We start from the raw sequence: 15,131 nt of genomic DNA on the forward strand, positions 1-15,131 counted from the left end.
CCCGCACCGCACCTACGCCGCCGTCGGAACCCGCGACGACGGCCGTATCCGCGTCGCCTCCACGTTCACGCACGACGCGGTCGAGGTCTCCCTCGATGAGCTCCAGACGCTGTTCCCGACCCCGACCGGCAGCGAGCTGGCCGTCGAGGAGTGGGCCGCCTACCCGCTCGGCGTCGCCTGGGCGCTGCAGCTCGCCGGCGCGACGGGCACCGGTGTCGACATCGCGATCGCCTCCGATGTTCCCGTCGGGGCCGGGCTCAGCTCCTCCGCCGCGATCGAGGGCGCCACGGCATCCGCCCTGAACGATCTGTGGAACGCGGGCCTCGATCGCACCGCACTCGCCCGCATCGGACGCCGCTCCGAGAACGAGGCCGTCGGCGCCCCCACCGGCATCATGGATCAGATGGCGTCGATGCTCGGCGAGGCCGACTCGGCGATCTTCCTCGACTGCCGCTCGCTCGACGCGAACCTGGTCTCGGTCGGAGTCGCCGAGGCGGGCCTGGCGATCCTCGTCATGGACACGCGTGTGAAGCACGCCCACTCCACCGGCGGGTACGGCGAGCGCCGTGCGGCCTGTGAGCGGGGCGCGGCGATCATGGGCGTTCCCTCGCTGCGCGATGTGTCGGTCGACGACCTCGCCCGCGCCGAAGGCCTCATGGACGACGTCACCTTCCGCCGTGTGCGCCACGTCGTCACCGAGAATCAGCGGGTCCTCGACACCGTGCAGACTCTGCGCGAGAACGGCGCCCGGTCGATCGGCGATCTGCTCGTCGCATCCCATGCCTCGATGCGCGACGACTTCGAGATCTCGGTCCCCGAGCTCGACACCGCGGTCGAGACCGCGCTCGCGAACGGCGCCATCGGCGCACGCATGACCGGCGGCGGATTCGGCGGCGCGGCGATCGCCCTGATCGAGCAGTCCGCGGTGCAGGATGTGACGGATGCGGTCACCGCCGCCTTCGCGGAGAAGGGCTTCGCCGCCCCGAACATCTTCACGGTCACCCCCGCCGACGGCGCACGCCGCGACAGCTGACAGAATCGATCGAAACGAACTGAGGAGACCCATGTCCTGGATCGTCACCGGCGGAGCCGGCTACATCGGAGCCCATGTCGTGCGCGCACTCGCGGACGCGGGGCTGTCCCCCGTCGTTCTCGATGACCTCTCGAGCGGCGTCGGCTCGTTCGTTCCGGAGGGCGTGCCCTTCGTCTCGGGCAGCATCCTCGATCGCGAGCTGGTCGAGAAGGCGCTGCGCGAGCACGACGTCGAGGGCGTGATCCACGTCGCGGGCTTCAAGTACGCCGGAGTCTCGGTGAACCGTCCGCTGCACACCTACGCGCAGAACGTCGAGGGCACCCGGGTGATCCTCGAGGCGATGCAGGCCGTCGGCGTCTCGAACATCGTGTTCTCCTCGTCGGCGGCGGTCTTCGGCACCCCCGATGTGCCGTTGGTCGTCGAGGACACCGCCAAGAAGCCGGCGAGCCCCTACGGCGAGTCGAAGCTCATCGGCGAGTGGATGCTGCGCGATCAGGCCATCGCCACGGCCGACTCCGACGCGCCGCTGCGCCACACGTCGCTGCGCTACTTCAACGTGGTCGGCTCCGCCGACCCGTCGGTTTACGACGTCAGCCCGCACAATCTGTTCCCGATCGTCTTCGAGAAGCTGATCGCGGGCGAGACCCCGGCGATCTTCGGCGACGACTACGACACCGAGGACGGCACCAACGTGCGCGACTACGTGCACGTCGGCGACATCGCCGCAGCGCACGTCGAGGCGGCGAAGCGCCTGGCATCGGGCCAGTCGATCGAGGCCGCCTACAACCTCGGTTCGGGCGATGGTCTGAGCGTGAAGCAGATCATGGACGCCATGGTGCGCGTCACCGGCATCGACTTCACCCCCGAGATCGGCCCGCGCCGCGCCGGCGACCCCGACCGCATCGTCGCCACCGGTGAACTCGCCGCCCGCGACCTCGACTGGAAGATGCGCTACAGCGTCGACGAGATGGTGCGCACCGGCTGGGAGGCCCGCCGCAACGCGTCCTGACCCCGGCGGCGCTCTCCCTGCTCCCGTCGCACTTCCTGTCGGAGTGTCGCGCTGCGCGACGACAGAAAGTGCGACGGGAACGCCGACGGGGCGAGCCGGAGTCAGGCGCGTAGGCGCTCGATGATCTCCGACACGAGCATCGCGGGAGTACGGTCGACGGTCACGGCGACGCCGAGCTCGTCGTCGCCGAGCGGCTCGAGCGTGTCGAGCTGCGAGTCCAGCAACGACGACGGCATGAAGTGATCCGTGCGGGCAGTGGCGCGCTCGAGAAGCAGCTCGCGCGGGCCTCCGAGGTGCACGAAGACGACCCCGGGCGCAGCAGCGCGGATACGGTCACGGTAGACGCGTTTCAGCGCGCTGCACGCCATCACCAGCCCCGATGCCCCCGCCTGGGCGTACTCGGCGCCGACGGCATCCAGCCAGGGCCAGCGGTCGTCATCCGTAAGAGGTGTTCCCGCGGCCATCTTGGTGCGGTTCGATTCCAGATGCAGCGAGTCGGCGTCGACGAACGGCACGGCCAGCGTCTCGGCGAGGGCGATGCCGACGGTGGACTTGCCCGCCGCCGACACCCCCATGACGCAGATCTGCGGGACGTGGGCGCTCACCAGTCGTGCACCGTTCCGTCAGCGAGCCGGTTGTAGGGCAGGTACGCCTGCTCGTACGGGTACTTGCCCGCCTCATCGACGTCGAGCTCGACGCCGATGCCCGGCTTCTCGCCCGGGTGGAGGAGTCCGTTCCGCCAGGTGAAGGACTGCTGGAAGACCTGGTCGCTCTTCGCCCCGTGCTGCATGTACTCCTGGATGCCGAAGTTGTGGATCGCCAGGCCCAGGTGCATCTGCGCGGCCATGCCGACCGGCGAGATGTCGGTCGGGCCGTGGAAGCCGGACTTGATCTGGTAGATCGCCGCGTAGTCCATCGTCTTCTTCAGCGGGGTGATGCCGCCCATGTGGGTGACCGCGCCGCGCACGTAGTCGATGAGCTGATCGCGCACGAGGTCCTTGAAGTCCCAGACGGTGTTGAAGATCTCACCGATCGCGAGCGGTGTGGTGGTGTGCTGGCGCACGAGCTTGAGCGCCTCCTGGTTCTCGGCCGGGGTGCAGTCCTCGAGCCAGAACAGGTCGTACGGCTCGAGCGACTTGCCGAGCTTGGCGGCCTGCAGCGGCGTCATGCGGTGGTGCCCGTCGTGCAGCAGCGGGATGTCGGGGCCGAACTCGTTGCGCACGGCCTCGAAGACGCCGGGGAGGTGGTTGAGGTAGGCGCGGGTGTCCCAGTCCTCCTGCACGGGCTTGGCGCCGCGGCGGGCGGGCTCGTGGTCGTAGCGGGCCTCGCCGCCGCCGGTGTCGACCGACTGCGATGCGATGCCGTAGATGGCCTTGAGCCCGGGGACGCCGGTCTGCACGCGGATCGCGCGGTAGCCCTGCTCCTGGTGCGAGCGGATCGAGTCGAACAGCTCGGGCAGCTCCTTGCCGGATGCGTGGCCGTAGGCGAGCAGCCCCTCGCGGGATGCTCCGCCCAGCAGCTGGTAGAGCGGCATGCCGGCGGCCTTCGCCTTGATGTCCCACAGCGCCATGTCGACGGCGGCGATCGCGGCCATCGTGACCGGGCCACGGCGCCAGTACGACGAGCGGTACAGGAACTGCCAGGTGTCCTCGATGCGCGCGGCATCGGCGCCGATCAGCAGCGGGACGACGTGCTCCTGCAGGTAGGCGACGACCGCCAGTTCGCGGCCGTTCAGCGTCGCGTCGCCGAGGCCGGTGAGGCCCTCGGCGGTCGTCAGTTTGAGCGTGACGAAGTTGCGGTCAGGGCTGGTGACGATGACCTCTGCCTTGTCGATGATCATGATTCCTCCAGTGGTATCGATCAGTGCGTGGGTCGCGGCTGTCCTCCGGGTCCTGGAACCAGGCGAGCTCCACGCTGCCCGTCTCCCTCGGACAGGTCTACCTCGTGCTCCCCATCGCCGGAGTCATCATCCTCTTCTACTCCGTGGCGCACATCATCGGCATCCTCGCCGGCTCCGTCGCCCCGATTGCCGAGATCGACGAGAACGCGGAGGCCGTCTGACATGGACACTCTGACGATCATCGCCAGCATCGTGCTCATCGGCGGCATCGCCGTGGGAATCGCCATCGGATTGCCGGTCGCCATCGCGATGGGGCTGCCCTCCATGCTCGCCGTGGGCATCCTCCTCGGCGATTGGAACGGCGCCGCCATGACTTCGGCGCAGCGCATCTTCGCCGGCAGCAACTCGTTCGCCCTGCTCGCGATACCCTTCTTCGTGCTCGCCGGCGGTTTGATGAACACCGGGGGCATAGCGGCGCGACTCATCGACCTCGCGCTCGTCATCGCCGGACGCCTCCCGGCCTCCCTGGCGCAGACCACCGTCGTCGCGAACACCATGTTCGGTGCCGTCTCCGGAGCGTCCGTCGCCTCGGCCGCAGCCGTCGGCACCGTGCTCACACCTCGCATGCGACGCGAGAAGTACGACCCCTACTTCTCCGCAGCGGTCAACGCCGCGGCGTCACCCGCCGGAATGCTGCTGCCGCCGAGCAACACCTTCATCATCTACTCGCTCGTCTCGAGCACGTCGATCGCAGCCCTGTTCATGGCCGGCGTCGGCCCCGGACTCATCTGGGCCCTCGTCTGCGTCACGGTCGTCGCACTGTACGCCAAGAAGCACCCCGAGCTGCGGGCCGTCAACGCCGAGCGGCCGACGCTCGGTCAGGCCGCGATCGTCTTCCTCAAGGCCGTCCCGGCGCTGCTCATGATCGTCGTCGTCATCGGCGGCATCCTGCTGGGCTTCTTCACCGCGACGGAGTCCGCCGTCATCGCCGTGCTGTATTCGCTGGTGCTCGGCTTCGCGCAGCGCTCGCTCAAGGTCTCGGCGCTCCCGCGCATCGTGCTCGAAGCCTCGAAGGTCACCGACATCATCATGCTGCTGATCGGCGTCTCCGGCATCCTCGGCTGGGTGCTCGCCTTCGCCCGCCTGCCCCAGATGATCACCAGCGGCCTGCTCGGGTTCACCGACAACGTGTTCGTCGTCCTGCTCATCATCATGGTCATCCTGCTCCTCGCCGGAACCGTCATGGACCCGACACCGGCGATCCTCATCTTCACGCCGATCTTCCTGCCGGTGGTCACCTCACTCGGCGTCGACCCGATCCACTTCGGCGCGATGATGGTCTTCAACATGTGCCTGGGCAACATCTCCCCACCGATCGGCAACAACCTCTTCGTCGCCGCACGAGTCGGCGGCGTTCGGATCGAGGGCGTCATCCGACGGCTGTGGCCCTTCTTCTGGGCCCTGTGCGTCGGCCTGCTGATCGTCACGTTCGTGCCCGCCATCTCGACCTGGCTGCCCACTGTGCTCGGTCTCATGTGACATCGACTCCGATGCAGCGAAGAGGAGCACTGCCCGGAACGGGTGGTGCTCCTCTTCGTCGTACTACCTCAGAGCACCGTCACCAGCGCATGCGGGATCCGCTGCTGCATCACCCGGATCGCCTCGGGGTTGTCGTCGACGAGCACCGCATCACGCCCGAAGGCCGAGGCGACCGCCCCGGTCGTGCCGCTGCCGGCGAACAGGTCGAGCACCCGGTCCCCCGGTCGGCTGGACGCCTGCACGATGCGGCGCAGGATCCCCTCGGGCTTCTGCGTCGGATAACCGGTCTTCTCACGTCCCGTCGTCGGCACGATCGTGTGCCACCAGACGTCGGTGGGGAGCTTGCCACGAGCGGCCTTCTCCGCAGTGACGAGCCCCGGCGCCATATACGGCTCGCGGTCGATGTCATCGGCGTTGAACACGTGCCCGCCGGGGGTCTTCACGTAGACGAGGATCGTGTCGTGCTTGGTGGGCCAGCGGCTGCGCGACTTCGCGCCGTAGTCGTACGCCCAGATCAGTTCGTTGAGGAAGCAGTCCCGACCGAAGACGGCGTCGAGCATGACCTTCGCGTAGTGCGCCTCACGGTAGTCGAGGTGCAGGTACAGGGTGCCGTCGTCGGCGAGGAGGCGCCAGGCCTCTTCGAGCCGCGGCATGAGGAAGTCGCCGTAGTCGTCGAAGCGGTCGTCGTAGGTGCGCAGGATTCCGCGCACCCGCTCGTACTGGTGGCCGTGAAAACCGTGGCGGATCTCCTTCGGGGCGGGCGCAGGTTCCTCGCCACCCTCTGCAGAACTCCGGAGATCTTCGCCGGAACCACGGGATTCGGCCGCCGAGACGGCGGTTTCCGCCTGTTTCTCCTGAGTTGTGCGAGAAGGATCAGCCGAAGCCGCAGGATCGACCGGGCGCGTGCGGCGGGCCGTGACGACCTGCCGCTCCCGCGTCCGCCCCGTGTTGAAGGGCGGGTCGAGGTAGACGAGCGTGAAGGAGGCATCGGGTAGCGCACGCGCAGCGGCGAGGTTGTCGCCGTGGATGACGGTGACGGCGCCCGGGGTGGGCTCAGCGGCTGCGGCCGCCTCAGTGGAGATGTCGGTCACGGAACGCGACGCAACCACGCGTCGGTGGAGAACTTCGAGGAGACGAGCGCTTCGGCATCGGCGTACTCGTCCGCGGTGATCGCGCTGTCCTCGGCGTCGGTGAGAGCCCGGAACGTCTTCTTGAAGCTCTCGATGATCTCGGCGCGGCTGAGTCCGGTCTGGGTGCGCAGCGGGTCGACGCGCTTCGCGGCGGAGGTCGTCCCCTTGTCGCTGAGCTTCTCGCGCCCGATGCGCAGCACCTCGGTCATCATCTCGCCGTCGATGTCGTACGAGATGGTCGCGTGGTGCAGCACTCCGCCGTTGGCGAGGCGCTTCTGCGCGGCGCCGCCGATCTTGCCGGTGGGGCTGGCGATGTCGTTGAGCGGCTGGTAGGTCGCGTCGATCCCGACCTCGCGCAGGGCGTGGAGCACCCAGTCGTCGAGGAAGGCGTAGGAGTCGGCGAACGTCATCCCCTGCACGAGGGATGCCGGGACGTAGAGCGAGTACGTGATGATCTGCCCGGCGGCCATGAGCATCGCGCCCCCGCCGGAGATGCGGCGGACGACGTCGAAGCCGTGCTTGGCGGCGCCTTCGGGGTCGACCTCGTTGCGGTACGACTGGAAGGATCCGATGACGACCGCGGATTCCTCCCATTCCCAGATGCGCAGGGTCGGGCGGCGGCGGCCTTCGCCGACACGGGCGGTGAGCACCTCGTCGAGGGCGAGGTTCATGCGCGGCGAGACGGCCTTCTCATGCACGATCTCCCAGTCGAAGTCGCGCCATCCGGGGGCGGTGACGAGTGCGCGGCGCACGGCGGTGCCGACCGACTCGGGTGTGAATCCGAGCAGTTGCGCCCCCTCGGGGAGCGCGGCCCGCACGGTCTTCGCGATCGTCGTGGCGTCTGTTTCGGCGGGCAGTCCGTTGACCGCGGCGTTGATGTCCTCGAGGGCGGAATCGGGCTCGAGGAAGAAGTCTCCGGCGAGGCGGAAGTCGCTGAGGCGTCCGTCCGTCACCTCGACGTCGACGACCACGAGCTTTCCACCGGGGACCTTGTACTCACCGTGCATGCCTCCAGCTTAACGCGGCCGGGCGCGGACGGCCGGGGTCAGTCGCGCCGGGCGATGTGCTTGTCGAGCCAGGCGAGGAGGTCGGCTCGCACCTGCTGCTGCTGCATCTCGTTGAAGATCTCGTGGCGGGCGTCGGGGTAGACGAGCGTCGTGACATCGGTGTATCCGGAGCGCTGCCGGTAGTCGTCGGCCAGCTTGTGCACGCTGTGGGCTCCGCCGACAGGGTCGTCGCGGCCGACCATGAGCAGCAGGGGCACGTCGCGCTGCGCGGCGAGGTCCTTCTTCGGCCTCCCGTAGAGCTTGAGCGCCTGGATCGGGCCGAACAGCTTCAGCAGCGGGACGTTGGTCGTGAGCGGGTCGTCGTCGAACGCCGCCCAGACGGAGGGGTCGCGGCTGAGCCATTCGTACCCGGTGGCTTCGGAGCCCTCCCACCGGGCGTTCAGCGGCGCGGCGTTGAGGTCGCGCGGCGTGCGTCGGGCAGACCCGGTGAGGACCACGGCATCCCAGGCGTCGGGGTGGTCGTTGACGAGCATCTGCGCGAGGAAGGATCCCCAGGAGTGTCCGAGCAGCACGAGGGGCAGATCAGGGTGCTCGGTGCGGATGATGCCGGTCAGCTGCCAGACGGCTTCCTTCGCTGCGCGCAGTCCGCCGGTGCCGAGTCGGCCGAGCTTATCGGGGCCGCCGTGCTGGCGGATGCCGGTGCGGCCATGCCCGCGGTGGTCGTCGGCATAGACGATGAATCCGTCGCGGGTGAGGGCGTCGATGACGGCGCCGTAGCGTCCGGCGTGCTCGCCGACGCCATGGAGGAGTTGCACGATGCCGCGCGGCTCGCCGTCTGCGGCGTGGACGTCGTAGACGATCGTGACGCCGTGCGCGTCGGTGAACTCTGAAGTGGTGGGCATGCTTGCGAGTCTACAAACGTGCTGGTCCGACCGTCACAGTCCCAGGGCGGTGCGCATCGCGAAGGCGGCGTCGCGGTCGGTGACCTCGTATCCGCCGACGCCGTCGGATGCGGATCCCATGCGCACGCCGCTGTCGCCGGCGGTGACGGTGCGCTTGGCGGAGAAGTGCAGCGCGTCGACGCCGGTTGCGGCGATGGCTGCGGCACCTGCGGCGTTCACGCCGGATCCGGCCATGATCTCGATGCGTCCGTCGGCGACCTCGACCATGCGGCGGAGGGTCTCGACTCCGTCGATGGCGGCGGATGCTCCTCCGGAGGTGAGGACGCGACCGAGGCCGAGTCCGATCACGGCGTCGAGGGTGGCTACGGGATCGGCGGTGACGTCGATGGCGCGGTGCAGGGTGACGGATGCTTCGCCTGCGGCATCGCGGAGGCGGGCGACGGCGTCGAGGTCGAGGTTGCCGGCGGCGTCGAGGGCTCCGACGACGACGCCGTGGGCACCGGCCTGCACGGCGAGTTCGACGTCGCGCACGGAGAGGGCGATCTCGTCGGCGTCGTAGTGGAATCCTCCGGCACGGGGTCGGATGAGCACGTGGATCTCGGGGCCGCTCTCCCCCGCTGCGGCGAGCGCGAGCTCGAGGGCGGCGGCGGAGGGAGTGAGTCCTCCGAGGGCGAGGGCCTGGGTGAGTTCGACGCGGGCGGCGCCGACCTCCCGGGCGATGCGCACTCCGGCGGGGTCCTGGACGGCGAGTTCGAGGGCGATGTTCACGGCATCCATTCTGCCCCCTCCATCGGAAAACTTAGTTAGACTACCTAAGTAATGACTGAATCGGATGATCTGCTCCACTCGACCGCGACCGATCTGCGCCTGTCGACGTTCCGCCTCGCCCGCCGCCTGCGCCGCGAACGCGCCGCCGATGGCCTGAGCGATGCGCAGTTCGCCGTGCTCGCCAATCTCCGCCTGCACGGCCGCCTGTCCATCGGCGAGCTCGCTCAGCGCGAGCGGGTGAGCGCCCCCACCATGTCGAACTCCGTCGATGCGCTCGCCGAAGCCGGTCTCCTCCTTCGCGTCCCCGATGAGAACGACCGGCGCCGCGTCAACATCGAGATCACGGCATCCGGCCTCGACATCGTCGCCGCCACCGTCGACAAACGCGATTCGGCTCTCGCCGACGCCCTGCAGGAGTGCGATTTCACCGACGACGAATTGCGCACCCTGCAGACCGCATCCGCCCTGATGAGGAAGGTGGCCGAGCGATGAGCGGCATGTTCCGATCTTTCCGCAGCTTCAACTACCGCACCTGGTTCATCGGCGGTCTGATCTCGAACGTCGGCGGATGGATGCAGGCGACCGCCCAGGACTGGGTCGTGCTCACCCAGCTCACCGACAACGACGCGACCGCCATGGGCTTCACCATGGCGCTGCAGTTCGGCCCTCCCCTCGTGCTCGTCAGCCTGACCGGCTGGGTCGCCGACCGCTTCGACCGGCGCAAGATCCTGCTCGTGACGCAGTCCGTGCTGATGCTGCTCGCCCTCGGCATCGCGGCTCTTCTGCTCACCGATGTGATGACGCTGCCGTTGATGTACTGCTTCGCACTCGCCTTCGGGATGACAAACGCGTTCGATGCCCCCGCACGTCAGGCTTTCGTCTCCGACACCGTGTCGCTGGCGGATGCTTCGAACGCGGTCGCCCTGGGATCGGCATCGTTCAACATGGCCCGACTCATCGGACCTGCGGTCGGCGGCGTACTCATCATCGCGGTCGGAACCGGCTGGGTGTTCGTCCTCAACGCGGCGACCTTCCTCGCAATGCTCATCGCCCTCCTGATGATGCGCACCGCAGAGCTCAACCCCCGGGTGAAGAGTGCGGGGCGCAGCGGCCTCGCCGAAGGCTTCCGCTACGTGTGGGGGCGCAGCGACCTGAAGGTCGTGTTCGTCATGGTGTTCCTGATCGGCGCCTTCGGCATGAACTTCCCCATCTTCGCCTCGACCATGGCGCTGGAGTTCGGCCGGGACGCCGACGGGTATGGCCTCCTCAGCTCGGTGCTCGCGATCGGCTCCCTCGCGGGCGCGCTGCTCGCCGCGCGGCGCGATCGCGCCCGGGTGCGCGTGCTCATCATCGCCGCGGGCGGCTTCGGCGTCGCATCCATCGTCTCCTCGTGGATGCCGAGCTACGCCACCTACGCGACTCTGCTCGTCTTCGTGGGATTCACGACCGTCACCACGCTCACGACGGCGAACGGCTATGTGCAGACGACGACCGATCCGGCGCTGCGCGGACGCGTCCTCGCGCTCTACATGGCCGTCGTGATGGGGTCCACCCCGATCGGAGCGCCGATCGCCGGCTGGATCACCGACGCCGCGAGCCCGCGCGTCGCGATCCTCGTGGGCGGCATCGCCGGCATCGCGGCGATGGCCGTGGGCCTCAGCTGGATCATGTTCTCCGGGCGCCTCCGGCGGCGAGAGGACTCCCGCTTCCGACTCACGCTGGATGAGACGATGCCCCTCTCGGTGGTGCGCCCCGACCCGGTGGAGTTCAGCGACGAGGTCGCCGCATCGACGTCGCCGATCCGTCTTCCGAAGGACCGCTGAGCGGTCGTCGCGCCGCGCACCGAGATCGGTGCTGACACCGGGGGCTGCTTATCGCTACGGTTGTGGCATGACCGACGCGGGGGAAGTCACGAATCGGGATGCCGCGGCATCCGCCACTTCGACCGGACGGCGGTCTCTGCCACCGGTGCAGCGCTGGGTGTTCTGGCCGGCAGCCGCGATCATCATCGCGTTCGTCGCGTTCACGCTCATCGCACCGGGCATCGCCGAGAGCCTGTTCCTCACGATCCAGACGACGATCGTCAACGCCTTCAGCTGGTACTACGTGCTCATCGCCGTGGTGTTCGTCGCAATCAGCCTGTATCTCGGCTTCAGCCGCTTCGGCGACATCAAGCTCGGCAAGGATGACGACGAGCCCGAGTTCTCGATGCTCAGCTGGTTCTCGCTGCTGTTCGCCGCGGGCATGGGCATCGGGCTCGTCTTCTACGGCGTCAGCGAACCGCTCAGCCACTTCGTCAACCCGCGCCCCGGTGTCACCGGCACCCCCGAGCAGCTCGCCCAGGCCGCGCTCGGACAGACCTACCTGCACTGGGGCGTGCACGCCTGGTCGATCTACGTCGTGATCGGGCTGGCCCTCGCCTACGCGATCCACCGCCGGCGCCGGCCGATCTCGATCCGCTGGACGCTCGAGCCTCTGCTCGGCAAGCGCGTCGAGGGCGGCTGGGGACACACGATCGATGTGATCGCGCTCGTCGGCACGCTGTTCGGCGTCGCGACCTCGCTCGGCATCGGCGTGCTGCAGATCAGCGCGGGCCTCGACGTCGCGGGCCTCGCCCAGCCGACAGAGGGCACGCAGGTCGTGATCATCCTCATCATCTCCGTGTTCGTGCTCGCCTCCGTCCTCTCCGGCGTCACCAAGGGCATGAAGTGGCTGTCGAACATCAACCTCGTCATGGCCGGGATGCTGGTGGTCTACCTCCTCGTCATGGGCCCGAGCCAGTTCCTGCTGCGCGATTTCGTCCAGTCGATCGGCTACTACATCCAGAACTTCGTGGGCCTCTCGTTCAACGTCAGCGCTTTCCAGGGCGTCGCCGGCGAGGAGTGGCAGGCCGGGTGGACATCGTTCTACTGGGGCTGGTGGATCTCCTGGGCGCCCTTCGTCGGCATCTTCATCGCCCGCATCTCGAAGGGTCGCACGGTGCGCGAGTTCGTCGCCGGAGTCATCCTCGTTCCGACCCTCATCGGCATCCTGTGGTTCTCGGTGCTCGGCGGATCGGCCCTCGCCCTGGAACTCGCCAACCCGGGCACCTTGACGACGCCGGAGGGCGGCGTCGATCTGCAGGGCGCGCTGTTCCAGCTACTGCAGCACGTGCCGGGAACGGCCGTGATCAGCCTCGGCGCCGTGCTGCTGATCGCGATCTTCTTCATCACCTCGGCCGACTCAGGCGCCCTCGTGATGGGTATGATCGCCACGGGCGGTCAGCAGAACCCGAAGCGCTGGATCCGCACCTTCTTCGTCGCGGTGACCGCGGCGCTCGCGATCGCCCTGCTCCTGGCCGGCGGCCTCACCGCCCTGCAGACCGCGGCGATCACGATAGCCCTGCCGTTCAGCGTCGTCATGCTGCTGATCTGCTGGTCGACGATTGTCGCGTTCACCCGCGAACGCCGCGCCTACGCCCGAGCAGAACGGGCGCAGCTCATCGACAAGATCGGCGACTACTACGGTCTCGAGGTCGAGTCCCGCGACGCTGCGGGCGTGCTCGGCGCGCAGCCGCGCTGGATGCGCAACCTGCAGAAGCGCCTCGGCCTCCCGGTGGCTCCGACCACGCCGATCCGCATCCCCACCGAACTGCTCACGGCCGAGAGCCGGGCGGACGCCGGGCCCGCGATGCTCGACGTCGACGAGCTCGTGTCGTCGGATGAGCTCTCCGCGCACGATGATCCGGACATCCCCGAGCACGGTGAGGACGACACCCCCGCCGTGCGTTGAGCGGCGCAGTCGCGCCCGCGTCTGCGGAACCGGTCAGTCGGCGAGCACGACGCGCAGCTGCTCGAGCGCCCAGTCGATCTCGGTCGCGCGGATCACCAGCGGCGGGGCGATGCGAATCGTCTGCCCGTGGGTGTCCTTGACGAGCACGCCGCGCTTCATCAGCCGTTCGCTCACCTCGCGGCCCGTGCCGATCGCCGGATCGATGTCGACTCCGGCCCACAGGCCCGCGACCCGCACGGCGGTGACGCCCTGTCCCACGAGCTTCTGCAGTCCGGCCGCGAGGTGCTCGCCCAGCATCCGGGCCCGTTCCTGGAACGTCCCCGTCTCGAGCATCTCGACGACCTTGAGGCCGACGGCCGCCGCGAGCGGGTTGCCGCCGAAAGTGGAGCCGTGCTCCCCCGGGCGGATGACGCCGAGCACATCGCGGTCGCCGACGACAGCCGACACCGGCAGGATGCCGCCGCCGAGGGCCTTGCCCAGCAGATACAGATCGGGCACGACGCCCTCGCGGTCGCAGGCGAAGGTCTCCCCGACGCGTCCGAGGCCGGCCTGGATCTCGTCGGCGATGAACAGGACGTTGCGCTCATCGCAGATATCGCGGATGCGGCGCAGATACCCTTCGGGCGGGATGATGACGCCCGCCTCGCCCTGAATGGGTTCGACGAGCACGGCCGCAGTGTCGTCCGTGATGGCGGCGGCGAGGGCATCCGCATCTCCGAAGGGAACCCGATCGAACCCCGGGGCGAAGGGCCCGAAGCCCACCCGCGCCGCGTCGTCGTCGCTGAAGCTGACGATGGTCGTCGTGCGCCCGTGGAAGTTTCCGGCGGCGACGACGATGCGCGCGGCGTCCGGCGCGATCCCCTTGAGGCGGTACCCCCAGGCGCGGGCGACCTTGATGCCGGTCTCGACGGCTTCCGCACCGGTGTTCATGGGCAGCACGAGTTCCTTGCCGCACAGGCGCGCGAGGGCCTCGGCGAACGACTCGAGGCGGTCGTTGTCGAAGGCTCGGCTGGTGAGCGTGATGCGCCCGAGCTGCTCGGTCGTGGTGGCGATGAGATCGGGATGCCGGTGCCCGAAGTTCACTGCGGAGTAAGCGGCGAGCAGGTCGAGGTAGCGCTTGCCGGCGGTATCGGTGACCCAGGCGCCCTCGCCGGAGGCGATCGTCACGGGCAACGGGTGGTAGTTCTCGGCGACGTGGCTCATGCCTGCTCCGTCCCGCGCAGTTCCAGCGTGCAGCACTTGATGCCGCCGCCGCCGAGCAGCAGCTCGGACAGATCGATCATGATCGGGTTGTATCCGCGTTCGCGCAGCTGCGCCTCGAAGCCGGTGGCGCGCGGCGAGATGATGACGTTGTATCCGTCGCTGGCGGAGTTCAGCCCGAACACCGCACCGTCGGCGTCGGCGACGCGGATGGCGTCCGGGAAGCGCTCCTCGAGGATCGCGCGCCCGGCCGCATCGAAGGCTCCGGGCAGGTAGGCGATGCCGGGGGTCTTCCCGGGTGCGACGACGGGATCGAGCACGGTGAGCGCGGTGTCGAGGTGGTAGAAGCGCGGGTCGACGAGCTTCAGCGAGACCACCTCGCGGCCGAAGACCTCACCGACCTCGCGGTGGCTGTGATCCGTGGATCGGAAGCCGCTGCCGGCGAGGATCGTATCGCCGGCGAGGAGGAAGTCCCCCTCCCCCTCGTTGACCTCGTGTGGTTCGACGGTGTCGAATCCGGCGGCGCGGAACCACTCGGCGAACGCGGGAGCCTCACCGGCGCGCTCGACGAAACGGAACTTCGGCACGTAGGCGCGGCCGTCGATGACGAATCCGCCGTTGGCGGTGTACACCATGTCGGGATATCCGGCGAGCGGTTCGATGAGCTCGACCTCGTGGCCGAGCTCGCGGTACAGGTCGTAGAGCGTCTGCCACTGGGCGAGTGCCCGGGCTGTGTCGGTCGGCCTCGCGGGTTCCATCCACGGGTTGATCGTGTAGCTGACCGTGAAGTGCTCAGGCCGGCACATCAGGTAGCGGCGGCGGTGCGCCGTGCGCTGTGCTGCGGGCCGGTCAGTGGTCATCTCGGGCGTCGACATCGTGCTCCTCAGAAGAGTTGCGGCGGACGCTGTCCAGGGGCCCGGCGGAAGTTCGAC

General features: G+C 68.7%; 15 protein-coding genes. 7 read left to right on the plus strand and 8 right to left on the minus strand.

From position 1 onward, the window contains the following. Together galK and galE are read left to right on the plus strand one after the other, a co-directional pair. The coding region (gene galK, locus ACWAUG_RS01935; RefSeq protein WP_460800826.1) for a galactokinase at positions 1–1,033 on the plus strand (1,033 nt) is incomplete at its 5' end. A gap of 31 nt (positions 1,034–1,064) precedes the next feature. Continuing rightward, positions 1,065–2,042: a UDP-glucose 4-epimerase GalE gene (galE, locus tag ACWAUG_RS01940; protein WP_460800828.1), complete on the plus strand. Its 978-nt coding sequence runs from the start codon at positions 1,065–1,067 to the stop codon at positions 2,040–2,042. Positions 2,043–2,143: 101 nt separating this feature from the next. On the opposite strand, the gene ACWAUG_RS01945 is transcribed toward galE, so the two are convergent. Together ACWAUG_RS01945 and manD are read right to left on the minus strand one after the other, a co-directional pair. Beyond that, positions 2,144–2,647 carry a gluconokinase gene (locus ACWAUG_RS01945; protein WP_460800830.1) on the minus strand — a complete coding sequence of 168 codons (504 nt, stop codon included), beginning with the start codon at positions 2,645–2,647 and terminating at the stop codon, positions 2,144–2,146. Continuing rightward, entirely contained in the window at positions 2,644–3,882 is a 1,239-nt protein-coding gene (gene manD, locus ACWAUG_RS01950; RefSeq protein WP_460800831.1) for a D-mannonate dehydratase ManD, read from the minus strand. Before manD ends, ACWAUG_RS01945 begins: the two co-directional genes overlap by 4 nt. Positions 3,883–3,905: 23 nt before the next feature. Here manD and ACWAUG_RS01955 point away from each other — a divergent pair, with 23 nt between their 5' ends. Continuing rightward, positions 3,906–4,103 carry a hypothetical protein gene (locus ACWAUG_RS01955; protein WP_298039558.1) on the plus strand — a complete coding sequence of 66 codons (198 nt, stop codon included), beginning with the start codon at positions 3,906–3,908 and terminating at the stop codon, positions 4,101–4,103. A gap of 1 nt (position 4,104) precedes the next feature. Next, positions 4,105–5,421, plus strand: coding sequence for a TRAP transporter large permease (locus ACWAUG_RS01960; protein ID WP_460800833.1), 1,317 nt, complete (start codon positions 4,105–4,107; stop codon positions 5,419–5,421). 68 nt (positions 5,422–5,489) lie between these two features. Here the strand turns inward: ACWAUG_RS01960 and ACWAUG_RS01965 are convergent, their stop codons facing one another. From ACWAUG_RS01965 to ACWAUG_RS01980, 4 genes are read right to left on the minus strand one after another with little or no spacing between them, the layout of a single operon-like run. Next, positions 5,490–6,512, minus strand: a complete 1,023-nt coding sequence (locus ACWAUG_RS01965; RefSeq protein WP_460800835.1) for a DNA-methyltransferase — start codon at positions 6,510–6,512, stop codon at positions 5,490–5,492. Next, complete coding sequence (locus tag ACWAUG_RS01970) at positions 6,509–7,558, minus strand: lipoate--protein ligase family protein (protein ID WP_460800837.1); 1,050 nt, start codon at positions 7,556–7,558, stop codon at positions 6,509–6,511. Before ACWAUG_RS01970 ends, ACWAUG_RS01965 begins: the two co-directional genes overlap by 4 nt. A 38-nt stretch (positions 7,559–7,596) precedes the next feature. Beyond that, on the minus strand, positions 7,597–8,460 hold the full coding sequence (locus tag ACWAUG_RS01975) for an alpha/beta fold hydrolase (protein ID WP_460800839.1): 864 nt from the start codon (positions 8,458–8,460) through the stop codon (positions 7,597–7,599). A 33-nt stretch (positions 8,461–8,493) separates the two neighbouring features. Continuing rightward, entirely contained in the window at positions 8,494–9,237 is a 744-nt protein-coding gene (locus ACWAUG_RS01980) for a copper homeostasis protein CutC (RefSeq protein WP_460800840.1), read from the minus strand. Between the two features lie 42 nt (positions 9,238–9,279). Between ACWAUG_RS01980 and ACWAUG_RS01985 the strand changes: the two genes are divergently transcribed. The 3 genes from ACWAUG_RS01985 (at position 9,280) to ACWAUG_RS01995 (ending at position 12,999) form a co-directional block, all read left to right on the plus strand. After that, the gene (locus tag ACWAUG_RS01985) at positions 9,280–9,720 is read left to right on the plus strand and encodes a MarR family winged helix-turn-helix transcriptional regulator (protein ID WP_460800842.1); all 441 of its coding nucleotides are present in this window, start codon (positions 9,280–9,282) and stop codon (positions 9,718–9,720) included. A gap of 5 nt (positions 9,721–9,725) precedes the next feature. Then, a complete protein-coding gene (locus tag ACWAUG_RS01990; RefSeq protein ID WP_460800844.1) occupies positions 9,726–11,051 on the plus strand; it encodes an MFS transporter in 1,326 nt (441 codons plus the stop codon). A 67-nt stretch (positions 11,052–11,118) separates the two neighbouring features. Continuing rightward, the gene (locus ACWAUG_RS01995; protein WP_460800846.1) at positions 11,119–12,999 is read left to right on the plus strand and encodes a BCCT family transporter; all 1,881 of its coding nucleotides are present in this window, start codon (positions 11,119–11,121) and stop codon (positions 12,997–12,999) included. 33 nt (positions 13,000–13,032) lie between these two features. On the opposite strand, the gene rocD is transcribed toward ACWAUG_RS01995, so the two are convergent. Together rocD and ddaH are read right to left on the minus strand one after the other, a co-directional pair. Further along, entirely contained in the window at positions 13,033–14,202 is a 1,170-nt protein-coding gene (gene rocD, locus ACWAUG_RS02000) for an ornithine--oxo-acid transaminase (protein ID WP_460800847.1), read from the minus strand. After that, positions 14,199–15,074, minus strand: coding sequence for a dimethylargininase (ddaH, locus tag ACWAUG_RS02005; protein WP_460800849.1), 876 nt, complete (start codon positions 15,072–15,074; stop codon positions 14,199–14,201). The genes rocD and ddaH overlap by 4 nt, the downstream gene beginning before the upstream one ends. Positions 15,075–15,131 lie beyond the last annotated feature (57 nt).

It is taken from the genome of Microbacterium sp. GXF6406 (genome assembly GCF_054798215.1).